Annotated in this window: 34 protein-coding genes; 33 read left to right on the top strand and 1 reads right to left on the bottom strand. The window is 59.3% G+C overall.

What is annotated here, in order from left to right; translation table 11 throughout:
* The 30 genes from Q4481_RS18170 to lhpI all read left to right on the top strand — a co-directional run.
* Positions 1 to 76, top strand: a 76-nt coding sequence (locus Q4481_RS18170) for an EF-Tu C-terminal domain-related protein (RefSeq protein ID WP_144623229.1), incomplete at its 5' end; no start/stop codon positions are given.
* 116 nt (positions 77 to 192) lie between these two features.
* Positions 193 to 501: a 30S ribosomal protein S10 gene (gene rpsJ / locus Q4481_RS18165; RefSeq protein ID WP_137156080.1), complete on the top strand. Its 309-nt coding sequence runs from the start codon at positions 193 to 195 to the stop codon at positions 499 to 501.
* A gap of 156 nt (positions 502 to 657) precedes the next feature.
* Positions 658 to 1,338, top strand: coding sequence for a 50S ribosomal protein L3 (gene rplC, locus Q4481_RS18160; RefSeq protein ID WP_304377816.1), 681 nt, complete (start codon positions 658 to 660; stop codon positions 1,336 to 1,338).
* Between the two features lie 13 nt (positions 1,339 to 1,351).
* On the top strand, positions 1,352 to 1,972 hold the full coding sequence (rplD, locus tag Q4481_RS18155) for a 50S ribosomal protein L4 (RefSeq protein WP_304377815.1): 621 nt from the start codon (positions 1,352 to 1,354) through the stop codon (positions 1,970 to 1,972).
* Positions 1,969 to 2,262 carry a 50S ribosomal protein L23 gene (locus Q4481_RS18150; RefSeq protein WP_304377814.1) on the top strand — a complete coding sequence of 98 codons (294 nt, stop codon included), beginning with the start codon at positions 1,969 to 1,971 and terminating at the stop codon, positions 2,260 to 2,262. Before rplD ends, Q4481_RS18150 begins: the two co-directional genes overlap by 4 nt.
* Positions 2,263 to 2,273: 11 nt before the next feature.
* Positions 2,274 to 3,104: a 50S ribosomal protein L2 gene (gene rplB / locus Q4481_RS18145; protein ID WP_304377813.1), complete on the top strand. Its 831-nt coding sequence runs from the start codon at positions 2,274 to 2,276 to the stop codon at positions 3,102 to 3,104.
* A 19-nt stretch (positions 3,105 to 3,123) separates the two neighbouring features.
* Positions 3,124 to 3,402, top strand: a complete 279-nt coding sequence (gene rpsS, locus Q4481_RS18140; RefSeq protein ID WP_304377812.1) for a 30S ribosomal protein S19 — start codon at positions 3,124 to 3,126, stop codon at positions 3,400 to 3,402.
* A gap of 2 nt (positions 3,403 to 3,404) precedes the next feature.
* Positions 3,405 to 3,794, top strand: coding sequence for a 50S ribosomal protein L22 (gene rplV, locus Q4481_RS18135; protein WP_304377811.1), 390 nt, complete (start codon positions 3,405 to 3,407; stop codon positions 3,792 to 3,794).
* Positions 3,794 to 4,504 (top strand): 30S ribosomal protein S3, encoded by a 711-nt coding sequence (gene rpsC, locus Q4481_RS18130; RefSeq protein ID WP_304377810.1) that lies wholly within the window; start codon positions 3,794 to 3,796, stop codon positions 4,502 to 4,504. Before rplV ends, rpsC begins: the two co-directional genes overlap by 1 nt.
* A gap of 31 nt (positions 4,505 to 4,535) precedes the next feature.
* The gene (rplP, locus tag Q4481_RS18125) at positions 4,536 to 4,949 is read left to right on the top strand and encodes a 50S ribosomal protein L16 (RefSeq protein WP_304377809.1); all 414 of its coding nucleotides are present in this window, start codon (positions 4,536 to 4,538) and stop codon (positions 4,947 to 4,949) included.
* Positions 4,950 to 4,960: 11 nt separating this feature from the next.
* A complete protein-coding gene (gene rpmC, locus Q4481_RS18120) occupies positions 4,961 to 5,161 on the top strand; it encodes a 50S ribosomal protein L29 (protein WP_304377808.1) in 201 nt (66 codons plus the stop codon).
* A gap of 12 nt (positions 5,162 to 5,173) precedes the next feature.
* Positions 5,174 to 5,410: a 30S ribosomal protein S17 gene (rpsQ, locus tag Q4481_RS18115; protein ID WP_304377807.1), complete on the top strand. Its 237-nt coding sequence runs from the start codon at positions 5,174 to 5,176 to the stop codon at positions 5,408 to 5,410.
* Between the two features lie 199 nt (positions 5,411 to 5,609).
* Positions 5,610 to 5,978 (top strand): 50S ribosomal protein L14, encoded by a 369-nt coding sequence (gene rplN / locus Q4481_RS18110; protein ID WP_304377806.1) that lies wholly within the window; start codon positions 5,610 to 5,612, stop codon positions 5,976 to 5,978.
* A 17-nt stretch (positions 5,979 to 5,995) separates the two neighbouring features.
* On the top strand, positions 5,996 to 6,307 hold the full coding sequence (rplX, locus tag Q4481_RS18105) for a 50S ribosomal protein L24 (RefSeq protein WP_304377805.1): 312 nt from the start codon (positions 5,996 to 5,998) through the stop codon (positions 6,305 to 6,307).
* The gene (gene rplE / locus Q4481_RS18100; protein WP_304377804.1) at positions 6,300 to 6,857 is read left to right on the top strand and encodes a 50S ribosomal protein L5; all 558 of its coding nucleotides are present in this window, start codon (positions 6,300 to 6,302) and stop codon (positions 6,855 to 6,857) included. Before rplX ends, rplE begins: the two co-directional genes overlap by 8 nt.
* Positions 6,858 to 6,890: 33 nt before the next feature.
* On the top strand, positions 6,891 to 7,196 hold the full coding sequence (rpsN, locus tag Q4481_RS18095; protein ID WP_304377803.1) for a 30S ribosomal protein S14: 306 nt from the start codon (positions 6,891 to 6,893) through the stop codon (positions 7,194 to 7,196).
* Positions 7,197 to 7,208: 12 nt separating this feature from the next.
* Positions 7,209 to 7,607, top strand: a complete 399-nt coding sequence (gene rpsH / locus Q4481_RS18090) for a 30S ribosomal protein S8 (RefSeq protein ID WP_304377802.1) — start codon at positions 7,209 to 7,211, stop codon at positions 7,605 to 7,607.
* Positions 7,608 to 7,649: 42 nt separating this feature from the next.
* The gene (rplF, locus tag Q4481_RS18085; RefSeq protein WP_304377801.1) at positions 7,650 to 8,183 is read left to right on the top strand and encodes a 50S ribosomal protein L6; all 534 of its coding nucleotides are present in this window, start codon (positions 7,650 to 7,652) and stop codon (positions 8,181 to 8,183) included.
* Between the two features lie 12 nt (positions 8,184 to 8,195).
* A complete protein-coding gene (gene rplR / locus Q4481_RS18080) occupies positions 8,196 to 8,558 on the top strand; it encodes a 50S ribosomal protein L18 (RefSeq protein ID WP_304377800.1) in 363 nt (120 codons plus the stop codon).
* A gap of 140 nt (positions 8,559 to 8,698) precedes the next feature.
* Positions 8,699 to 9,271, top strand: a complete 573-nt coding sequence (rpsE, locus tag Q4481_RS18075; RefSeq protein ID WP_304377799.1) for a 30S ribosomal protein S5 — start codon at positions 8,699 to 8,701, stop codon at positions 9,269 to 9,271.
* Positions 9,272 to 9,282: 11 nt separating this feature from the next.
* Positions 9,283 to 9,486: a 50S ribosomal protein L30 gene (gene rpmD / locus Q4481_RS18070; RefSeq protein ID WP_304377798.1), complete on the top strand. Its 204-nt coding sequence runs from the start codon at positions 9,283 to 9,285 to the stop codon at positions 9,484 to 9,486.
* Positions 9,487 to 9,502: 16 nt separating this feature from the next.
* On the top strand, positions 9,503 to 9,973 hold the full coding sequence (rplO, locus tag Q4481_RS18065; RefSeq protein WP_304377797.1) for a 50S ribosomal protein L15: 471 nt from the start codon (positions 9,503 to 9,505) through the stop codon (positions 9,971 to 9,973).
* Positions 9,974 to 10,184: 211 nt separating this feature from the next.
* Complete coding sequence (gene secY / locus Q4481_RS18060) at positions 10,185 to 11,522, top strand: preprotein translocase subunit SecY (RefSeq protein ID WP_304377796.1); 1,338 nt, start codon at positions 10,185 to 10,187, stop codon at positions 11,520 to 11,522.
* Positions 11,522 to 12,172, top strand: a complete 651-nt coding sequence (locus Q4481_RS18055; protein WP_304377795.1) for an adenylate kinase — start codon at positions 11,522 to 11,524, stop codon at positions 12,170 to 12,172. Before secY ends, Q4481_RS18055 begins: the two co-directional genes overlap by 1 nt.
* A gap of 228 nt (positions 12,173 to 12,400) precedes the next feature.
* Positions 12,401 to 12,769, top strand: coding sequence for a 30S ribosomal protein S13 (rpsM, locus tag Q4481_RS18050; protein ID WP_304377794.1), 369 nt, complete (start codon positions 12,401 to 12,403; stop codon positions 12,767 to 12,769).
* A gap of 131 nt (positions 12,770 to 12,900) precedes the next feature.
* The gene (gene rpsK, locus Q4481_RS18045) at positions 12,901 to 13,290 is read left to right on the top strand and encodes a 30S ribosomal protein S11 (RefSeq protein WP_304377793.1); all 390 of its coding nucleotides are present in this window, start codon (positions 12,901 to 12,903) and stop codon (positions 13,288 to 13,290) included.
* 91 nt (positions 13,291 to 13,381) lie between these two features.
* Positions 13,382 to 14,392, top strand: a complete 1,011-nt coding sequence (locus Q4481_RS18040; protein ID WP_304377792.1) for a DNA-directed RNA polymerase subunit alpha — start codon at positions 13,382 to 13,384, stop codon at positions 14,390 to 14,392.
* Positions 14,393 to 14,439: 47 nt separating this feature from the next.
* Positions 14,440 to 14,865, top strand: a complete 426-nt coding sequence (rplQ, locus tag Q4481_RS18035; RefSeq protein ID WP_304377791.1) for a 50S ribosomal protein L17 — start codon at positions 14,440 to 14,442, stop codon at positions 14,863 to 14,865.
* Positions 14,866 to 15,003: 138 nt separating this feature from the next.
* On the top strand, positions 15,004 to 15,834 hold the full coding sequence (locus tag Q4481_RS18030) for a hypothetical protein (RefSeq protein ID WP_304377790.1): 831 nt from the start codon (positions 15,004 to 15,006) through the stop codon (positions 15,832 to 15,834).
* Between the two features lie 17 nt (positions 15,835 to 15,851).
* Positions 15,852 to 17,609: a cis-3-hydroxy-L-proline dehydratase gene (lhpI, locus tag Q4481_RS18025; protein ID WP_304377789.1), complete on the top strand. Its 1,758-nt coding sequence runs from the start codon at positions 15,852 to 15,854 to the stop codon at positions 17,607 to 17,609.
* A gap of 79 nt (positions 17,610 to 17,688) precedes the next feature.
* On the opposite strand, the gene Q4481_RS18020 is transcribed toward lhpI, so the two are convergent.
* Positions 17,689 to 18,816 (bottom strand): S-(hydroxymethyl)glutathione dehydrogenase/class III alcohol dehydrogenase, encoded by a 1,128-nt coding sequence (locus Q4481_RS18020; RefSeq protein ID WP_304377788.1) that lies wholly within the window; start codon positions 18,814 to 18,816, stop codon positions 17,689 to 17,691.
* A gap of 182 nt (positions 18,817 to 18,998) precedes the next feature.
* On the opposite strand from Q4481_RS18020, the gene Q4481_RS18015 reads away from it, so the two are divergent.
* The 3 genes from Q4481_RS18015 to Q4481_RS18005 all read left to right on the top strand — a co-directional run bounded on the left by Q4481_RS18015 (position 18,999) and on the right by Q4481_RS18005 (position 22,391).
* The gene (locus Q4481_RS18015; RefSeq protein WP_304377787.1) at positions 18,999 to 20,606 is read left to right on the top strand and encodes a GMC family oxidoreductase; all 1,608 of its coding nucleotides are present in this window, start codon (positions 18,999 to 19,001) and stop codon (positions 20,604 to 20,606) included.
* Between the two features lie 67 nt (positions 20,607 to 20,673).
* A complete protein-coding gene (locus Q4481_RS18010) occupies positions 20,674 to 21,606 on the top strand; it encodes a DMT family transporter (protein WP_304377823.1) in 933 nt (310 codons plus the stop codon).
* A gap of 86 nt (positions 21,607 to 21,692) precedes the next feature.
* The gene (locus Q4481_RS18005; protein WP_304377786.1) at positions 21,693 to 22,391 is read left to right on the top strand and encodes a hypothetical protein; all 699 of its coding nucleotides are present in this window, start codon (positions 21,693 to 21,695) and stop codon (positions 22,389 to 22,391) included.
* The last annotated feature ends 11 nt before the right edge of the window (positions 22,392 to 22,402 follow it).

Below are 22,402 nucleotides of genomic sequence, written 5' to 3'. Positions count from 1 at the left end.
AGAAAAGCTCCGCTTCGCTATCCGCGAAGGTGGCCGTACCGTCGGTGCAGGCATCGTCGCCTCCATCATCGAGTAATTTTGGGCTTTACAAATCAGGTGGCAGGGGCCTAAAGGGTCCCTGCCATCGTTTGAAGCAAGAATAAACATTCAAAACGGTCCGCTCTGCGGACTTGTTGAACAAGGACTAGTTGAATGAACGGCCAGAATATCCGTATCCGCCTCAAGGCGTTCGATCACCGGATCCTCGATGCCTCCACGCGCGAAATCGTCTCGACGGCGAAGCGTACGGGTGCACAGGTTCGCGGTCCCGTGCCGCTGCCGACGCGGATTGAACGTTTCACCGTGAACCGTTCGCCGCACGTGGACAAGAAGAGCCGCGAGCAGTTTGAAATGCGGACGCACAAGCGTCTTCTCGATATCGTCGATCCGACTCCTCAGACGGTCGACGCGCTGATGAAGCTCGATCTCGCCGCCGGCGTCGACGTCGAAATCAAGCTCTAAGTCCGGCGAAAGCCGAAATAACAAGGAAGGAACGTGGCGCAAGCCAACGGCTTCCAGGAACGGGAAACCGGAAGATCGTGATGATCTGACGGAATCCTTAAACAAGAGGCACGAAGGGGCAAAACCCCGGATGGACTTCTAAGAGGAAATGAACCAATGCGTTCAGGTGTGATTGCACAGAAGGTGGGGATGACCCGCATCTACACAGATGCCGGTGAACATGTTCCCGTAACAGTGTTGCGCATGGAAAACTGCCAGGTGGTGGCCCAGCGCACAGAAGAAAAGAACGGATACACGGCCGTCCAGCTCGGCGCCGGCGTTGCCAAGGTCAAGAATGTGTCCAAGGCCATGCGCGGCAACTTCGCGCTTGCCCAGGTCGAGCCGAAGGCAAAGCTTGCCGAATTCCGCGTGACCCCCGAAAACATGATCGATGTCGGCGCCGAACTCGCCGCTACCCATTTCGTTCCGGGCCAGCTCGTCGACGTGACCGGCACCTCCATCGGTAAGGGTTTTGCCGGTGCGATGAAGCGGCACAATTTCGGCGGTCTCCGCGCGACACACGGCGTGTCCGTCTCGCACCGCTCGCATGGTTCGACGGGTAACCGTCAGGATCCGGGTCGCGTCTTCAAGAACAAGAAGATGGCCGGCCACATGGGTCAGACCCGCGTGACCACGCAGAACCTCGAAGTCGTTTCGACGGACGAGGATCGCGGTCTCATCCTCGTGCGCGGTGCCGTTCCCGGCTCCAAGGGCGCATGGATCATCGTTCGCGACGCCGTCAAGGCGGGCATCCCGGCTGACGCTCCGCGTCCGGCTGGCATCCGCGCAGCCAAGTAAGGGAGCCTCAAAGATGGATCTCACCGTAAAAACGCTCGAAGGCAAGGACGCTGGCAAGGTTGCCGTCTCCGACGCCATTTTCGGCCTTGACCCCCGCGAAGACATCATCGCTCGCATGGTGCGCTATCAGCTCGCCAAGAAGCGCCAGGGTACGCACAAGACCAAGACCCGCAGCGAAATCGCTCGCACCGGTTCCAAGATGTACAAGCAGAAGGGTACGGGTCGCGCTCGTCACCATTCGGCTCGCGCTCCGCAGTTCCGCGGCGGCGGTCGTGCTCACGGCCCGGTTGTTCGCAGCCACGCTCACGATCTTCCGAAGAAGATCCGCGCTCTTGCTCTGCGTCACGCCCTGTCTGCCAAGCTGAAGGCTGAAGACCTGATCGTTGTCGATCAGCTCGTTTCCGCACAGGCAAAGACCAAGGAACTGGTCGGTGCTCTCAGCGGTCTCGGCCTGAACAACGTCCTGTTCATCGGCGGTGCCGAACTTGATGCAAACTTCAAGCTCGCCGCCCAGAACATTCCGAACGTCGACGTGCTGCCGGTTCAGGGCATCAACGTCTATGACATCCTGCGCCGCAACAAGCTCGTTCTTTCCAAGGCTGCGGTTGAAGCTCTGGAGGAGCGGTTCAAATGACTGATCTTCGCCACTATGATGTGATCGTTAAGCCCGTGATCACGGAAAAGTCGACCCTGGTTTCCGAAAACAACCAGGTCGTCTTCAACGTCGACAAGGCCGCTTCGAAGCCGGAAATCAAGGCTGCCGTCGAAGCACTGTTCGGCGTCAAGGTCACCGCGGTCAACACCCTGGTTCGCAAGGGCAAGACCAAGCGCTTCCGCAATACCCTCGGCAAGCAGCAGGACGTCAAGAAGGCCGTCGTAACTCTGGCTGAAGGCCAGACGCTCGACGTGACCACCGGTCTCTGAGGAATAAGACAATGGCATTGAAAACATTCAATCCGGTAACGCCGAGCCAGCGCCAGCTGGTGATCGTCGACCGTTCGGGCCTCCACAAGGGCAAGCCTGTCAAGGCGCTGACCGAGGGTCTTAACTCCAAGGGCGGCCGCAACAACACCGGTCGGGTTACGGCCCGCTACCAGGGTGGTGGTCACAAGCGCTCCTACCGTCTCGTGGACTTCAAGCGTCGCAAGTTCGACATCGAAGCAACCGTCGAGCGTCTGGAATATGACCCGAACCGCACCGCTTTCATCGCGCTGATCAAGTATGCCGATGGCGAGCTGAGCTACATCCTGGCTCCGCAGCGTCTCGCTGCCGGCGACAAGGTGATCGCGTCCACCAAGGGCGTCGATGTGAAGCCCGGCAACGCTATGCCGCTCGCTTACATCCCGGTCGGCTCCATCGTCCACAATGTGGAAATGAAGCCGGGCAAGGGCGGTCAGATGGCTCGTTCGGCTGGCACCTATGTCCAGCTCGTCGGCCGCGACCAGGGCATGGCCATCCTTCGCCTGAATTCGGGTGAACAGCGCCTCGTTCCCGGTTCGTGCATGGCTACCGTCGGTGCCGTGTCCAACCCGGACCATGGCAACATCAACGACGGCAAGGCCGGTCGTTCGATCTGGAAGGGCAAGCGTCCGCACGTTCGCGGCGTTGCGATGAACCCGGTCGACCACCCGCACGGTGGTGGTGAAGGTCGCACCTCTGGTGGTCGCCATCCGGTGACTCCGTGGGGCAAGCCCACCAAGGGCAAGCGTACCCGCACCAACAAGTCGACCAACAAGTTCATCATGCGCTCGCGTCATCAGCGCTAATTGAGAGAGGAAGTCATTAATGGCTCGTTCAGTATGGAAAGGCCCGTTCGTTGACGGCTATCTTCTCAAGAAGGCTGAGAAGGTTCGCTCCGGCGGTCGTGCAGAAGTAATCAAGATGTGGAGCCGTCGCTCCACCATTCTTCCCCAGTTCGTTGGTCTGACGTTCGGCGTCTACAACGGCAACAAGCACGTTCCCGTGCTGGTTTCGGAAGAAATGGTCGGACACAAGTTCGGCGAGTTCTCCCCGACCCGGACCTATTACGGTCACGGCGCGGACAAGAAGGCGAAGAGGAAGTAATCATGGGCAAGGCAAAAACCGAACGCCGGCTCAAGGACAATGAGGCGCAGGCAGTAGCCCGCACCATTCGCGTGAGCCCCCAGAAGCTGAACCTCGTTGCCGCAATGATCCGTGGCAAGAAGGTCGAGCGCGCTCTCGCTGAGCTCGAATTCTCCCGCAAGCGTATCGCTTCGACTGTCAAGAAGACGCTCGAATCGGCTATCGCGAACGCCGAGAACAACCATGACCTCGACGTCGACGCTCTCGTCGTCGCCGAGGCCTATGTCGGCAAGTCGATCGTGATGAAGCGCTTCCACGCCCGTGGCCGTGGCCGTGCATCGCGCATCGAAAAGCCGTTCTCGCATCTCACGATCGTGGTTCGCGAAGTCGCCGAAAAAGGGGAGGCCGCATAATGGGTCAGAAAATCAATCCGATCGGCTTCCGTCTCGGCATCAACCGGACCTGGGATAGCCGCTGGTTCGCAGACAATGCCGAATATGGCCAGCTGCTGCATGAAGACCTTGCCATCCGCAAGTATCTCATGGACGAGCTCAAGGCTGCCGGCATTGCCAAGGTCGTCATCGAACGTCCGCACAAGAAGTGCCGCGTGACCATCCACTCAGCTCGTCCGGGTCTGATCATCGGCAAGAAGGGCGCCGACATCGAGAAGCTTCGCAAGAAGGTCTCGGACATGACTTCCTCCGAAACGCACCTCAACATCGTTGAAGTGCGCAAGCCGGAAATCGACTCGACGCTGGTTGCCCAGGGCATTGCCCAGCAGCTCGAGCGCCGCGTTGCCTTCCGTCGTGCCATGAAGCGTGCGGTTCAGTCGGCCATGCGTCTCGGTGCCGAAGGCATCAAGATCACCTGCGCCGGCCGTCTCGGCGGTGCGGAAATCGCGCGTACCGAATGGTATCGCGAAGGCCGCGTTCCGCTGCACACGCTGCGTGCGGATATCGATTACGGCGTCGCCGAAGCCCACACCGCTTTCGGTGTTTGCGGCATCAAGGTCTGGATCTTCAAGGGTGAAATCCTTGAGCACGATCCGATGGCCTCCGAGCGTCGTGCCGTGGAAGGCGACAACCAGGGCGGCAACAACAATCGCCGCCGCGAGAACGCTTGATAGCGGTCCGGCAGATTTCGGAGAATAGAAAATGTTGCAGCCAAAGCGTACAAAGTTCCGCAAGCAGTTCAAGGGCCGTATCCATGGCGTTGCCAAGGGTGGTTCTGACCTGGCGTTCGGCGAGTACGGCCTGAAGGCCCAGGAGCCCGATCGCGTCAATGCACGTCAGATCGAAGCGGCTCGTCGTGCCATCACCCGTTACATGAAGCGCGCCGGTCGCGTCTGGATCCGCGTGTTCCCGGACGTTCCGGTTACCGCCAAGCCGACCGAAGTTCGTATGGGTAAAGGTAAGGGTTCCGTCGAATACTGGGCTTGCAAGGTCAAGCCGGGTCGAATCATGTTCGAGATCGACGGTGTCAGCGAAGAAATCGCCCGCGAGGCTCTGCGTCTGGGAGCTGCCAAGCTCTCCGTCAAGACGCGCTTCGTCCAGCGTATCGCCGAATAAGGAGAGAGCAGATGAAAGCGTCTGACGTGCGCGCACTGAGCGCCGACCAGCTCACTGAAGAGATCGCGAAGTTGAAGAAGGAGCAGTTCAATCTGCGTTTCCAGCAGGCTACCGGCCAGCTCGAAAAGACAGCCCGCTTCAACGAGATCCGCAAGGATATCGCCCGGATCAAAACTATCGCCCGCCAGAAGGCGGCCGAAGCCAAGGCTTGAAGGAACTAGGAAATGCCGAAACGCATTCTGCAGGGCACCGTAGTCAGCGACAAGAACGACAAGACCGTTGTGGTCCGCGTCGAGCGTCGTTTTGCCCACCCCTTGCTTCAGAAGACGGTGCGCCGTTCCAAGAAGTACAAGGCTCATGACGAAAACAATGCCGTGAAGACCGGTGATGTCGTTTCCATCGAGGAATGCGCACCGATTTCCAAGGACAAGCGCTGGCGGGTTGTGACCGTTCACTCCTGAGAGCGCCTGATAGCTTGACAAGAATGATCGCCCGGAAGACCTCCGGGCGTGAACTCTTTTTGAGAAAAGACTTGCTTTTGGGCGCGTTTCCTATATGACGCGCCCATTCCACTGAAATTGGGACTGAAAAGCCGGGCCAGGGGATGGGGTGTTTTGCCCATGTCCAACCATTCCGGTCATAACAAGAAGGCGACCTGACATGATTCAGATGCAAACAAACCTCGACGTGGCGGACAATTCCGGCGCACGTCGTGTCATGTGCATCAAGGTGCTGGGCGGCTCCAAGCGTAAGTACGCATCGATCGGCGACATCATCGTCGTTTCGATCAAGGAAGCCATCCCGCGCGGCCGCGTTAAGAAGGGTGACGTGATGAAAGCCGTGGTGGTTCGTACCGCCAAGGACATCCGCCGTCCGGATGGAAGCGTGATTCGCTTCGACAGCAACGCAGCCGTTCTCATCGACAACAAGAAAGAGCCGATCGGCACCCGTATCTTCGGACCGGTTCCGCGCGAACTTCGCGCCAAGAACCACATGAAGATCATCTCGCTGGCTCCGGAAGTGCTGTAAGAGAGGGAACGACTGAGATGCAAAAGATTCGCAAGGGCGACAAGGTCGTCATCTTGACCGGCAAGGACAAGGGCCGTTCCGGCGAAGTCCTCCAGGTCATGCCCAAGGAAGACCGCGCCATCGTTCGCGGTATCAACGTGGTGAAGCGCCATCAGCGCCAGTCTGCTTCCCAGGAAGCCGGCATCATCACCAAGGAAGCCCCGATTCACCTGTCCAACATCGCGATCGCCGACCCCAAGGACGGCAAGCCGACCCGCGTCGGTTTCAAGATCGATGGCGACAAGAAGGTTCGCGTGGCAAAGCGTTCGGGGGTATCGATCGATGGCTGAAGCTAAGTACGAGCCGCGGCTCAAGAAGGAATATGTTGGTCGCATCCGCGCTGCGATGCAGGAGCAGTTCTCCTACGCCAACGAGATGATGATCCCGCGTGTCGACAAGATCGTCATCAACATGGGTGTTGGCGAAGCAACGGCTGATTCGAAGAAGCCGACTGTTGCTGCTGCCGACCTCGCAGCTATCGCTGGTCAGAAGCCGGTGATCACCCGCGCCCGCAACTCCATCGCCGGCTTCAAGGTCCGCGAAGGAATGCCGATCGGTGCCAAGGTGACCCTGCGTGGCGCCCGCATGTATGAATTCATGGATCGTCTGGTCAACATCGCGCTGCCGCGCGTTCGCGACTTCCGCGGCCTGAATCCGAAGAGCTTTGATGGCCGTGGCAACTTCGCCATGGGAATCAAGGAGCACATCGTGTTCCCGGAAATCAACTACGACAAGGTTGATCAGATGTGGGGCATGGACATCATCGTTTGCACGACGGCGCAGACGGACGACGAGGCACGGGCTCTCCTGAAAGAGTTCAGCTTCCCGTTCCGCACCTGACCGTAACGACGAGCGTAGAAAAGGAACGTACACATGGCGAAAACAAGCGCAGTTGAAAAGAACAAGCGCCGCCGTAAGCTGGTTGCCCAGCAGGCCAACAAGCGGGCCAAGCTGAAGGCAATCATTTCGGACCGCAATCTTCCGATCGAAGACCGGTTCAAGGCTACCCTCAAGCTGGCCGAACTGCCGCGCAATGGCTCCAAGACCCGTATTCGCAACCGTTGCGAAGTGACCGGTCGTCCGCGCGCATTCTACCGGAAGCTCAAGATGTCGCGTGTCGCTCTGCGTCAGCTCGGCAACTTCGGGCAGATCCCCGGTGTCGTGAAGTCGAGCTGGTAAGGAGGGCTTAAGATGTCTATGACTGATCCTTTGGGCGATATGCTCACACGCATCCGCAACGGCGTTGCCCGTCGCAAGTCGTCGGTTTCCACGCCGGCGTCCAACCTCCGTGCCCGCGTTCTCGACGTTCTGCAGGCTGAAGGTTACATCCGTGGTTACTCCAAGGTCGAGTTCGAGAACGGCAAGGCCGAGCTCAACATCGAGCTGAAGTACTACGAAGGTGCTCCGGTCATCCGCAAGATCGACCGCGTCTCCAAGCCGGGCCGCCGGGTCTATGTCTCGGTCAAGTCCATTCCGCAGGTCGCGAACGGCCTCGGCATCACCATCCTTTCGACTCCGAAGGGTGTGATGGCCGATCACCAGGCTCGCGAACAGAACGTTGGTGGCGAACTGCTTTGCTCGATCTTCTGATCGGGTAAAGCCATCGCATAGCGAACAGACAGGGAAAAAACTATGTCTCGTATCGGTAAGAAGCCCGTTCAGGTTCCTGCAGGAGTGACCGCCACTGTCGAAGGACAGACGGTGACTGCGAAGGGCCCGAAAGGGGAGCTGAAGTTCGTCGTTAACGACGAAGTTCTCGTCAAGCTCGAAGAAAACACCGTTGCCGTTAGCCCGGTCAACGAATCCAAGGACGCCCGCGCCAAGTGGGGCATGTCCCGCACCATGATTGAGAACATTCTCAAGGGTGTGAAGGACGGCTACGAAAAGAAGCTCGAGATCACCGGCGTCGGTTATCGTGCTGCCATGCAGGGCAAGAACCTGCAGCTGCAGCTCGGCTTCTCTCATGACGTCATTTATGAGCCGCCGGTTGGTATCTCGATTGCTACGCCGAAGCCGACGGAAATTACCGTTTCCGGCATCGACAAGCAGCAGGTCGGCCAGGTCGCCGCTGAGATCCGGGAATACCGTGGCCCCGAACCCTACAAGGGCAAGGGCGTCAAGTATGCCGGCGAGCGGATTGTCCGCAAGGAAGGCAAGAAGAAGTAAGGAACGCGCATTATGGCTAGCACAAAAGACAAAATGGTGCGCCGCGCAAGCCGCGTGCGCCGTCAGCTCAAGTCGGTGGCCAATGGCCGTCCGCGTCTCAGCGTTCATCGTTCGTCCAAGAACATCTACGCTCAGATCATCGATGACGTTGCAGGCAAGACCCTTGCTTCGGCTTCCACTCTCGACACCGGCCTGCGCTCGTCGCTGAAGACCGGTGCCGATACCGCTGCCGCTGCTGCTGTTGGCAAGCTCGTTGCCGAGCGCGCCGTTGCTGCAGGCGTCAAGGACGTTGTCTTTGACCGTGGCGCCTTCATCTATCACGGCCGCGTCAAGGCTCTTGCCGACGCTGCCCGCGAAGGCGGTCTGAACTTCTGATCTTTTGCGAGCCCGGTTATCCGGGCTCTCATTCTGAAGCTTTGGCTTCATTTCACTGGACCTCGTTTCTTGCCGAAGGGCAGGGGCGGGGTCTTCCACAAAATGCCGATTGCACCCGGAAAAGAAAAAGGAAGAGGACAATGGCACAGGAAAAGCGGGCTCCGCGCGAAGATCGCCAGAGCCGTGAAGAGCGCGATAGCGAATTCGTCGACAAGCTTGTCGCGATCAACCGCGTCGCAAAGGTGGTCAAGGGTGGCCGCCGTTTTGGTTTCGCAGCACTCGTCGTCGTCGGCGACCAGAAGGGCCGCGTCGGTTTCGGTCATGGCAAGGCACGTGAAGTGCCGGAAGCCATCCGCAAGGCAACCGAAGCTGCCAAGCGCGATCTGATTTTCGTACCGCTGCGCGACGGCCGTACGCTGCATCACGACGTTCCGGGCCGTCACGGCGCCGGCAAGGTTCTGCTGCGCTCGGCTCCGGCCGGTACCGGTATCATCGCCGGTGGTCCGATGCGCGCCGTTTTCGAAACGCTCGGCGTTCATGACGTCGTTGCCAAGTCGACCGGTTCGTCGAACCCCTACAACATGGTTCGCGCAACCTTCGACGCCCTGAAGAATCAGGTTCATCCGAAGGACATCGCAGCCCAGCGCGGCATCAAGTATGCAACGCTTCAGGCTCGCCGCGCCGCCATCACTGGCCAGGCCTCGGAAGAATAAGGAGCTGGATCATGGCGAAAAAGGAAGAAACCAAGAAGACCGTGACCGTGGAACAGATCGGCAGCCCGATCCGTCGCCCCGGCTACCAGCGCCAGACCCTGATCGGTCTCGGCCTTAACAAGATGCACCGCATCCGTACGCTCGAAGACACGCCGTCTGTCCGTGGCATGATCGCCACCGTCAGCCATCTGGTCCGTGTCGTCGACGACAAGTGAGACGGGAGAGACGACGATGAAACTGAATGAGATCAAGGACAACGAAGGCGCTCTGAAGAGCCACAAGCGTGTCGGTCGCGGTATCGGCTCGGGCTCGGGCAAGACCGGTGGCCGCGGCGTGAAGGGTCAGAAGGCCCGTTCCGGCGTTGCGATCAACGGCTTCGAAGGCGGCCAGATGCCCATCTACCGCCGTCTGCCGAAGCGCGGCTTCAACAACATCTTCGCAAGCGACTTCGTGGTCGTTTCGCTCGGCCGCATCCAGGCTGCCGTCGATGCCAAGAAGCTTGATGCTTCCGCCACTGTTGATGGTGCAGCGCTCAAGGCTGCCGGCGTTATCCGCCGCGTCAAGGACGGTGTTCGCATTCTCGCCGATGGCGAGCTGACCGCGAAGCTGACCTTCGAAGTGGCCGGCGCATCCAAGGCCGCGATCGAAAAGATCGAAAAGGCCGGCGGTTCGCTCAAGGCTCTTTCGGCTGCTGCTGAATAAGCGATGAATTCAACGCCCGGTGTGGCTTCACACCGGGCGTTTTCTCTCCTATATGAGAGCCTCACATGTGGCCGCTTCTTGCGGCCGATCGAACGAGGGCTGAAGTGAGGCCGATGTAACTGCATTGCCGCCCGCTTTGTGCCTTCTCGACAAAACGATTTCTTTCCAGCGGATCCATTCGTGATCCGATTGTGGTTTTGCGGAGAATTTCATGGCGTCTGCAGCGGAACAATTGGCTTCCAATCTGAGCTTCTCGACATTTGCCAAGGCGGACGACCTGAAAAAGCGGTTGTGGTTCACGCTCGGCGCGCTTCTCGTCTATCGACTCGGCACCTATATTCCGCTTCCTGGAATCAATCCGGATGCATTCGCCAACGCGTTTCAGTCGCAGTCCGGTGGTATTCTCGGCCTCTTCAACATGTTCTCGGGTGGAGCGGTCAGCCGTATGGCGATCTTCGCACTCGGCATCATGCCCTACATCTCGGCTTCGATCATCGTTCAGTTGATGACGTCAGTGGTTCCGGCGCTCGAACAACTGAAGAAGGAAGGCGAGCAGGGCCGCAAGATCATCAACCAGTATACCCGGTACGGCACCGTGATTCTCGGCGCGCTGCAGGCCTATGGCATTGCGGTGTCGATGGAAGCAGGGCAGGGCATCGTGGCCGATCCGGGCTGGTTCTTCCGCATTTCCACCGTCCTGACGCTGCTTGGCGGCACCATGTTCCTGATGTGGCTCGGCGAGCAGATCACTTCGCGCGGTATCGGTAACGGTATTTCGCTGATTATCTTCACCGGTATCGTTGCATCCATGCCGCACGCCTTGGCCTCAACCCTTGAGCTCGCTCGGACGAATGCAATTTCTACCGCGGTGATCTTCATCGTTTTTGTGGTCGCACTCGCTGCCGTTGCCACCGTTGTTTTCTTCGAACGTGCTCAGCGTCGTTTGTTGATTCAGTATCCGAAGCGCCAGGTCGGCAACCGGATGTTCCAGGGCGATACGTCGCACCTGCCGCTGAAGCTCAACACGTCGGGCGTCATTCCCGCCATCTTTGCCTCGTCGCTGCTGCTGCTGCCGGCAACGCTGGCAGGTTTCTCCGGCAATACCGGTCTGCCGGACTGGGCAACGACCATCGTTGCCGCGCTCGGCCATGGCCAGCCACTCTATATGGTGCTCTATGCCGGTATGATCGCCTTCTTCGCCTTCTTCTATACGGCCATCGTCTTCAATCCGAAGGACACGGCCGATAACCTGAAGAAGCATGGCGGCTTCATCCCTGGTATCCGTCCGGGCGAGCGGACCGCGGAATATATCGATTACGTCCTGACGCGCATTACCGTCATCGGTGCTCTTTATCTTATCGCCGTCTGCATTCTGCCCGAAATCCTGATTGCACAGACCGGCGTCCCATTCTACCTTGGTGGTACTTCGCTTTTGATTGTTGTCAGCGTGACACTTGATACTGTAGCACAGATTCAAGGCCACCTGATCGCGACCCAGTATGAGGGTCTGATCAAGAAGTCGAAACTCCGGGGAGGAAAGAGGGGATAATGAGATTGATTCTGTTGGGGCCTCCGGGCGCCGGAAAGGGCACTCAGGCCCAACGTATTGTCGAAACACACGGTATTCCGCAGCTTTCGACCGGTGACATGCTTCGTGCTGCCGTCAAGGCGGAGACCGAAGTCGGCAAGCGAGCAAAGGCTGTCATGGACGCCGGCAATCTCGTCTCCGACGATATCGTCAATGCGATCGTTTCGGAACGAATCGATGCCGACGATTGTGCGAACGGTTTCATTCTCGACGGATATCCGCGGACTCTAGTCCAGGCTGATTCTGTCGAGGCTATGCTCTCTTCCAAGGGCATGAAACTCGACGTGGTGATCGAGATCCAGGTGGATGATGCGATTCTCGTTGATCGCATTTCTGGCCGCTATACCTGCGCCAACTGCGGCGCCGGCTATCATGACCGGAATCACAAGCCGAAAGTGGATGGCGTCTGCGACAAGTGCGGTTCGACCAGCTTCAAGCGTCGTCCCGACGACAATGCCGATGTGGTGGCGACGCGCCTGCAGGTCTACTACAAGGAAACTTCGCCGCTGATCGGCTATTACCATGCGAAGGGTCTTCTGAAATCGGTTGACGGCATGGCTCCGATCGATGAAGTAACCGCAGCAATCGAAGCGATTCTCGCGAAGCGCTGATTGTCAATTTTCTTTTGGCGGATAGTTGCTTTTCGCGGCCGATTCCGTTAATGACGCGCCAACTCGCGATATTCTAGGCGATCGGCGCGGCTCTCTCCCAAGCGGGGAAGGTCGGTTCGGTCGCTTTTGACATGGCGCGAACTGGTGTTGTTGAACAGGTGGCCGCTCGTCGGACACTTAACGTAAAGCCAATTGCCGGATGGCAACTGGGATTGAAGGAGAATAGGCGTGGCTCGTATCGCTGGCGTCAACATCCCGACTCAGAAGCGCGTTGTTATCGCGCTGACCTATATTCACGGGATCGGTCCGAAATTTGCGCAGGAAATTTGCGAGAAGGTCGGTATTCCGGCCGAGCGTCGCGTTCATCAGCTCACGGATGCGGAAGTTCTGCAGATCCGTGAAACGATCGACCGCGATTATCAGGTCGAAGGTGACCTGCGTCGCGAAACTGCAATGAACATCAAGCGTCTGATGGACCTTGGCTGCTACCGCGGTCTTCGTCATCGTCGCTCCCTGCCGGTGCGCGGTCAGCGCACGCACACCAATGCACGCACCCGCAAGGGTCCGGCAAAGGCGATCGCCGGCAAGAAGAAGTAATTTCAGGTCGGGCTGCATTTTGCGGGTAGCGAATAGGGAACCCTCTATTCGCTACCCGCACTTTAGCTGTCTGGCTCGAAGGTGTAGCCGCTGGAACTACGGCGGCGAAGAGATCAACGAAAGGAAATACCATGGCCAAGGAAGCCGCACGCGTTAAGCGTCGTGAGCGTAAGAACATCACTTCGGGTGTTGCTCACGTCAATTCTACCTTCAACAACACCATGATCACCATCACCGATGCCCAGGGCAATGCGATTGCCTGGTCGTCCGCTGGTGCCAAGGGCTTCAAGGGTTCGCGCAAGTCGACCCCGTTCGCTGCCCAGGTTGCCGCCGAAGACTGCGCCAAGAAGGCCCAGGAACATGGCATGCGCCAGCTCGAAGTCGAAGTCTGCGGCCCGGGTTCGGGTCGTGAATCTGCGCTGCGCGCCCTGCAGGCTGCCGGCTTCACCATCACCTCGATCCGTGATGTGACGCCGATCCCGCACAATGGCTGCCGTCCGCGCAAGAAGCGCCGCGTCTGATCAGATTTTCAACCGCCGTGCTTTCGGGTGCGGCATCCTCGATGTCGATCGCCACGATTGGATGGTGGCGCGAATGGAAGGCTAGAGACACATGATTCAGAAAAACTGGCAGGAATTGATCAAGCCAAACAAGGTGGAATTCACCTCGTCGAGCCGGTCCAAGGCCACCCTCGTGGCCGAACCGCTCGAGCGCGGCTTCGGTCTGACGCTCGGTAATGCGCTTCGTCGCATTCTGCTGTCGTCCCTGCGCGGCGCGGCCGTGACCGCCGTCCAGATCGACGGCGTGCTGCACGAGTTCTCGTCCATTCCGGGCGTCCGCGAAGACGTGACGGATATCGTGCTCAACATCAAGGAAATCGCCATCAAGATGGACGGCGATGACCCCAAGCGCATGGTTGTGCGCAAGCAGGGTCCTGGCCAGGTGACGGCCGGGGACATCCAGACGGTCGGGGATATTGAAATCCTCAACCCGAACCATGTCATCTGCACGCTCGACGAGGGTGCCGAGATCCGCATGGAATTCACTGTCGCCAATGGCAAGGGCTATGTGCCTGCCGACCGCAACCGTTCGGAAGATGCTCCGATCGGCCTCATCCCGGTCGACAGCCTGTTCTCGCCGGTCAAGAAAGTGTCCTACAAGGTGGAAAACACCCGCGAAGGCCAGGTTCTCGACTATGACAAGCTGACGATGACCATCGAAACCGACGGTTCTGTGACCGGTGAAGATGCCGTGGCTTTTGCCGCTCGCATCCTGCAGGATCAGCTGTCGGTGTTCGTGAACTTCGACGAGCCGCAGAAGGAAGCCGAGGAAGAGACCATTACGGAACTCGCCTTCAATCCGGCGCTGCTCAAGAAGGTCGATGAACTCGAACTGTCGGTCCGTTCGGCAAACTGCCTGAAGAACGACAACATCGTCTATATCGGCGACCTCATTCAGAAGACCGAGGCGGAAATGCTTCGTACTCCGAACTTCGGTCGCAAGTCGCTTAACGAGATCAAGGAAGTTCTCGCTTCCATGGGGCTGCACCTCGGAATGGAAGTGCCCGCATGGCCGCCGGAGAACATCGAAGAACTCGCCAAGCGTTACGAAGACCAGTACTGAAACCAATCAAACAGCAGGGTTAACCCTGCATGTGAAGGAGTATAGCAATGCGCCACGGAAATTCGGGCCGCAAGCTCAACCGCACCGCCAGCCACCGCAAGGCCATGTTCAAGAACATGGCGGCTTCGCTCGTCGAACATGAGCAGATCGTCACAACCCTGCCGAAGGCAAAGGAAATCCGCCCGATCGTCGAGAAGCTCGTCACGCTCGGCAAGCGCGGTGACCTGCATGCCCGTCGTCAGCTGATCTCGCAGATCGGTTCCGCCGACCTCGCCGGCAAGCTGATCGCAACGATCGCACCGCGTTATGCCAACCGCAACGGTGGCTACCTGCGCATCATGAAGGCCGGCTTCCGCCATGGCGACAACGCCCCGCTCGCCGTGATCGAGTTCGTCGATCGTGACGTTTCGGCCAAGGGTGCTGCCGACCACGCTCGCGTGGAAGCTGAAAAGGCTGCTGCTGAAGCAGCCTGATCGCTCAAGCGTTCTGATATCGGATCAAGCCGGGCCACAAGGTCCGGCTTTTTCTTTACCTGAATTCCGGGCAAGCCGTTGCGTTTGCCCAAATGTCAGTGGCATGAAGAAGCGTTGAAGCTGCAAGGGAGACCCGGCATGCGACGCTTCCTCCGGATCGGGCTGGCGGTCATTGCTCTGGCCTGGAACACGGGCCTAAAAGCAGAAACGGTTCGTGTTGAACCGGATAGCGCTGTCACGCCGGGATCGACGATCCGGTATCGGGATCTCGTCACTTCCCTTTTGCCGGATATCCTGGGCGATGGATCGAAAGCCGATGTCACGCCGGGCAAGGGTATTCGGCATATCGGTGGAGCGGATATGCTCGCCTATACCGTCCAGACCGAGCCGCAGTCGATTTCGCGCCTTGATTTCGTCAGCCCAGCCGGCAAACGGGCGCTCATTCTCTTTGATTTTGGCACGGCTGAGGATGCGGCGCAGAGCGTTGCGATTCTCGGGCTCTATGATCTTGCAGGTGAGCCGAAGCTGCTCGATGCGGCCGATGTGGGTTATGACCGGTTCACATCCTTCCAGGCGCCTGAGATTGCCTTTGCCGCGCCCGACGCACCTGTAACCTTCTTCCGCAGTTCCCACCTCAATGCAGGGGAGGAATATGTGCAGACATCGCTGGTGTCTTTGGCAGGTGACAGGATCAACCTTATTGACTCAATCGGAACCATGAACTGGAACGGCTGTGCATGGTCGATCATGTCGGATCTCGGCTTCCGAGCCACAAGCGGAACGATCCGCGCGACGATCCATATCCGCAAGACGAAACTCGACGGGACAGGATGCGAGCCGAACCGCAATGAGCGGCGGATCAGGCCGGGCCGGATCGACGGGACCTATGTGTGGGAGGCAAGCCGGAAACGGTTCAAGGCGCGGACGGCGGCTTTCAAATCCATTCCTTTTCCGGGTGGCGACGAATGATCGATGAGGCAGGCGAGATGACAGACGGGAAGGGCGGGGAGGGTGAGGCCGATCTCTACGGCAATGCCCTCGTCAAAGGCGAGGTGTCTGGGCAGGTTCTCTTTTCGGATACCGGATTGAGCTTCTGGGGTGGGATCGATCCCGAGACAGGAAATGTCATCGATCGGGGACATCCTCTGTTCGGCAAGTGCATCGCCGGTCGCATTCTCGCCATTCCTGCGGGGCGTGGTTCCTGCACAGGAAGCTCCGTGCTGCTGCAGTTGATGATCAATGGTGTCGCACCCGCTGCGATGATCTTTTCGACGCGCGAAGAAATTCTGACCCTCGGCGTGTTCGTCGCGGAGGAAATGTTCGGCCCTACGCTGCCTGTCGTGCAACTGGCACCGGAGATGTTCGCCCGGCTGGCAGAGGTCGACCGGGCGACGGTCTCGGATGGCAGGGTCCTCTGCGGTGCCGGTTCGGTCGGTGTGGACAGGCCGCATCATCCGGATACCGCGCCAAAACCGCTGCTGCTGAGCACAGAGGACCTGGCCCTTCTTGACGATGGATCGCCAGAGGCCACCCGGACCGCCATGCGCATCATCATCCGGATGGCGGAACTGCTGGGCGCCGAACGGCTGATCCCGGTCTCGCGGGCCCATATCGACGGATGCATCTATACCGGTCCGGCGAGCCTGGACTTTGCCGAAAAGCTTGTGGCCGCCGGCGGCAGGGTTGCCGTTCCGACCACGCTCAATGCAATCTCGGTCGACCGGATGGCCTGGCAACGGCAGGGCACCGATCCTGCGCTGTCGCGGGCTGCCGCCGCGCTTGCCGATGCCTATCTGGCGCTCGGTGCCCGGACCTCTTTCACCTGCGCCCCCTATCTGCGCGAGGATTCGCCCGCTAGCGGCGATGACATCGCCTGGGCGGAATCAAACGCGGTTGTCTATGCCAACTCCGTTCTCGGGGCGCGGACGATGAAATATCCCGATTTTCTCGATGCGTTGATTGCCCTGACCGGACGCGCACCGCTGGCGGGCTGCCATATCGCAGAGAACCGGCGGGCGAAGCTGATCATAGAGGTTCAGCCGCCGCAGGGCTTCGACGACAGTTTCTGGCCGCTCCTCGGCTACCATATCGGATCGCTGGCGCCGACCAAAATCCCGGCCGTCACCGGCCTTGCGGATCTTGATCCGAAGACAGACGATCTCAAGGCCTTCGGTGCGGCGTTTGCGACGACCTCTGGCGCACCGATGTTTCATCTGGTCGGGATAACCCCGGAGGCCACCAGTCTGAAGGACGCAACCGGTCAGGTTGAGGGGCTGCCGGTTCTAACCATATCGGGGGCGGACCTCCGAGGATCCTGGCAAAAGCTGCAATCGACCGACGAGACCGCAATCGATCTGGTGGCGCTTGGCAATCCGCATTTTTCCCTGACGGAAATCGCCGACCTGGCCCGCCTTGTGGCCGGGCGCACCCGTGCACCTTTGACCCGGATGACGATCACGACATCACGCGCCACGCTCGATCGGGCCATATCGGCGGGCCATGCCGCAACATTGCAGTCGTTCGGTGCCGAGTTCGTTGTCGATGCCTGCTGGTGCACGGTGCTCGAACCGATCGTGCCGCCAGAAGCGACGACGATCCTGACCAATTCGGGCAAATACGCCCATTACGGCCCGGGACTGACCGGAAAAGCACTTCGGTTTGCAAGTCTTGCCACATGTGTCGATGCAGCCTGTCGCGGTCAGGTCGATGCCCGGCTTCCGGGTTGGCTTGTCGGTTACCCGTGACGCCAGACCATGAAAAATGAAAAGGCGGGAAACGACCGTGCCGTTTCCCGCCTTGCAGATTGCGACCGGTTCAGGCCGATCAGTACACGACCACGCCGCGCACGCTTTCGCCCGAATGCATGAGGTCAAAGCCCTTGTTGATGTCCTCAAGCGGCATCACATGGGTGATCATCGGATCGATCTGGATCTTGCCGTCCATATACCAGTCGACGATCTTCGGAACGTCGGTGCGGCCACGCGCGCCGCCAAAGGCGGTGCCCATCCAGGTACGGCCGGTGACCAGCTGGAACGGACGGGTGGAGATTTCCTGGCCGGCGCCGGCCACGCCGATGATGACCGACTTGCCCCAGCCGCGATGGCTGGCTTCGAGCGCCTGACGCATGACCTTGGTGTTGCCGGTGCAATCGAATGTATAGTCTGCGCCGCCGATGAGATCGGCGCCACGCTTGGTCATATTGACCAGATAGGGAACGATGTCGCCCTCGACTTCCTTCGGATTGACGAAATGGGTCATGCCGAAGCGTTCGCCCCAGGCCTTCTTGTCATTGTTGATATCGACGCCGATGATCATGTCGGCACCGGCGAGACGCAGGCCCTGGATGACGTTGAGGCCGATGCCGCCGAGACCGAAGACGATGGCTGTTGCCCCCATCTCGACCTGGGCGGTGTTGATAACCGCACCGATGCCGGTGGTGACGCCGCAACCGATATAGCAGATCTTGTCGAAGGGGGCGTCTTCACGCACCTTTGCCACCGCGATTTCCGGCAGCACGGTGTAGTTTGCGAAGGTGGAGCAGCCCATATAGTGATGGATCTTGTCCTTGCCGATCGAGAAGCGGCTGGTGCCATCCGGCATCACGCCCTGGCCCTGGGTCGAGCGGATCGCGGTGCAGAGATTGGTCTTGCGCGACAGACAGGAGGGGCAGGAACGGCATTCCGGCGTATAGAGCGGAATGACATGGTCGCCCTTCTTCACCGAGGTCACGCCCGGGCCGACATCGACGACGATGCCCGCACCTTCATGGCCGAGAATGGCCGGAAACAGGCCTTCCGGATCGGCGCCCGAAAGAGTGAAATCGTCCGTATGGCAGATGCCGGTGGCCTTGACCTCGATCAGTACTTCGCCGGCTTTCGGGCCTTCGAGCTGTACGGTCATGATTTCGAGCGGCTTGCCCGCCTGTACGGCGACTGCGGCGCGAACGTCCATGGTATTCCTCCATTGGCTTTGCAAATCAATGGCGCCTAGAAACCATGGCGGCAGGGCGAAGGGCAAGGCCGCAACGCGGATTTTTTGGTCGGTTGCGCGACATGAAGGGGGACGTCGAATGGTCCGCAGTTGACGTAAACGGAAATATTCGCCACTCTCCGCCTGTCTTGGGGGAGGCAATCATGGAATTCGATTATGTCATCGTTGGCGGTGGGTCTGCCGGCTCGGTTCTCGCAGCGCGGCTGAGCGAGAATCCATCCGTAACTGTCTGCCTTCTGGAGGCGGGCGGCGAGGGGCGGGATCTTGCCATCCGCATGCCGTTCGGAACCATTGCGATGCTGCGCGGCAAACCGCGTTACAACAACTGGGCTTTCGAAACCGAGCCGCAACGGGAGTTGAATGGCCGCAGAGGCTACCAGCCGCGCGGCAAGACGCTGGGTGGTTCGAGCGCCATCAATGCCATGCTCTATGTGCGCGGCCATCCAAGCGATTATGATCGCTGGGCGGAGAACGGTTGCACCGGTTGGGGCTGGGACGACGTGCTGCCATGGTTCCGCCGGTCGGAAGCCAATGAACGTGGCGCGGATTCACTGCATGGTGACAAGGGCGCTTTACAGGTTGGCAACCAGCGCACACCGCGCGATCTCTCGATGGATTTCGTGCGGGCGGGCGTGGAAGCCGGCTTCAAGGCCAATGATGATTTCAATGGGCCCGATCAGGAAGGGATCGGTCTCTACCAGGTGACACAATTCTGGAATGGCGAGAAACGCGGCCAGCGTTGCTCGGCGGCTGCCGCTTATCTCCACCCGGTGACCGGGCGTCCCAACCTCCATATCCTGACGCGGAGCATGGCGACAGAAGTGCTTTTTACCGAGAACCGGGCCAACGGCGTGCGCTTTCTGCGCAATGGCGCTCTGGAAACGGTCGCGGCCAGGCGGGAAGTGATCCTGAGCGGCGGCGCCTTCGGTTCGCCGCATCTTCTCATGTTGTCCGGCATCGGTCCCGGAGATGAGTTGCGCAAAGCCGGAATCGCCGTTCGTCGTGAAGTGGATGCTGTTGGCAAGAACCTGCAGGACCATCTCGATTTCATCATTGCTTCGCGTTCGCGCGAAAAGGATTCCGTTGCCATCAATTCGACCGGCGGCATTCGCCTCCTGAAGGAATATCTAAGATGGCGCAAGGATGGGACGGGGCTTCTGGCAACACCCTTCGCCGAGGGGGGTGCCTTCCTGAAATCGCGTCCGGAGCTTGCCGTACCGGATCTGCAACTGCATTTCGTGATCGGGGTGCTCGAGGATCATGCGCGCCGGTTGCGCTGGGGCCATGGTTTTTCGACCCATATGTGCGTGTTGCGGCCTTACAGCCGTGGGACCGTCGGGCTGAAGAGCCGCGATCCGCTCGCTGCCCCCCGGATCGATCCGAACTTCCTCAGCGATCCGCGCGACCGGCAGACGATGATCGATGGGGTGCGGGTGCTCAAATCCATCCTCGACGCGCCATCGCTTGCCCGGCATCGGGTGTCTGACCTCTATCCGTTGAAGGACCTGTCGGACGATGAAATCCTCAGACATATCCGGGCACGGTCCGACACGATCTATCACCCGGTCGGCACCTGCCGGATGGGCAGCGACGATCAGTCGGTCGTCGATCCCGATCTGCGCGTCAGGGGGATCGATGGTTTGCGGGTTGTCGATGCGTCGGTGATGCCGACACTGATCGGCGGCAATACCAACGCGCCGACCATCATGATGGCGGAAAAGATCGCCGACAAGATGCAACGTACGGGCTAACGCGGCTTGGCGGCAGGCGCGTTCCATGCCAAAAGGCGCGTTCCTGCTGCCGCCGACCGAGAGTGCCATGTCCCCCATTCCGACCGACCCGCGTTCGCAATTGCTCAAGGGTGCGGGCATCATGGCCTTTGCGATGCTGATCCTGCCCTGCATGGATGCGATTGCAAAATATCTTGCGACCTTTCAAGCCATGTCACCCGGCCAGGTGTCCTTCTATCGCTTCTTTTTCCAGCTCGTCCTGACCTTGCCGCTTCTCTTGTCGGTCAGCGGCGCCCATGCGTTCAAGGCAAAACGACCCTGGATCAATATTTTTCGCGGCGTGCTTCACGCAGCGGCAACCTTCCTGTTTTTCGCTGCCGTCAAATATATGCCGCTGGCCGATGTGTTTGCCATCTATTTCGTCGAACCGTTCATGCTGACGGCCATGTCGGCGCTCTTTCTCGGCGAGAAGGTCGGCTGGCGCCGCTGGACTGCGATCGCCGTCGGCTTTGGCGGCGCGCTGATCGTCATTCAGCCGAGCTTCGAGATCTTCGGTATCAAGGCTCTGCTGCCAGTTGCCTGTGCCTTTCTGTTTGCGCTCTATCTGTTTCTCAATCGGGCGATTGGCGAGGCCGATCCGCCGCTGACGATGCAGACGCTTGCCGGCCTTGGCGGCACGATCTTCATGGCGCTCGTGCTTCTGGGCGGCTCGTCAGCGGGCGTCCCTGATTTTGCGATCTCGTTGCCCCAATCCTGGATGGTCCTTGGTCTCATTGTGGTTCTGGGAGCGCTTTCGGGCTATGGCCATCTCCTGGTGGTTCAGGCTTTTCGGCTTGCACCTGTCTCGGTTCTGGCGCCATTCCAGTATTTTGAAATCATTTCGGCGACCGTTCTCGGTTTTCTTCTGTTCGGAGAATTCCCGAGCGCGTCCAAATGGTTGGGCGTTATCATCATCGTCGCTTCAGGCCTCTTCATCATCTGGCGGGCGCACCGGCAACAGCAGAATGCAGCGGCACATTAACTGCGCGTTCACCATAGTTTTTATGCCGGCCTTTACGGTTGCTGTGGAAAATCAATTCCGCTTCATGATGAGGCCGGAGTTGAAAAATGACACAGATGCGACCGACCTATCCGGCCTCCGCGCTGATAGGCCAGCGAAGGCTGGATGAGCTTGACGTTCTTCTCGTACGAAGACACGTCTTTCCTGAGGGGCTTACCTCGGCTGACGATGCAGAGGTCCTTCTTTCCATCCATCGGTCGGCATCTGAAACCACGTCGGACTGGGACGCATGGTTTGTCGAGGCGATGGTCGCCTTCATCGTCTTTCATTCCTGGCCGCAATATAGTCTCGATGAATTCAACGCCAACTGGATCGTCGCCTCGATTGCGCCGGAAGGAGTGGTTGCGACACAGGCGGAGCTCGAATTCCTGCTGCATGCGATCGAAGTGTCGCGTTCGGTTCCGGATCTGCTTTCGGCCCTCGCGATTGATCAGTTGCGGATCGCCATCGAGGGCGGCGGCGCGCTTTCCTTCCTGCGACTCAGCAAGCGTCCCGGCATCTCACGGGAGGATGTCGATTACCTCTACCGGATCCTCAAAGGTTCCTTCGGCGGCGGCAGAATGCGGCTGACGGCACGCGAATATGCGGTCATTGCCGCGATCGAAGACCGGGTCCGGTCCCATTTCAATCATCCGGCATGGCACGATCTCCTTCGGAGCCTCGAGCAGGTGGATGATGCAGGCCTGCGCAATGCAAGCGGCTGGCTGCAATCCTTCGAAAGCGTCGAAGAGAGTTGCGTCGCCTGAGGCCTTTGTAA

It is taken from the genome of Fluviirhizobium alvei (assembly GCF_030551875.1).
In the GTDB taxonomy this organism is placed as follows: Bacteria; Pseudomonadota; Alphaproteobacteria; order Rhizobiales; family Rhizobiaceae; genus Rhizobium_E; species Rhizobium_E alvei.
Note: the sequence above shows the minus strand (reverse complement) of the source record. Positions and strands in the feature narration are given on the sequence as shown.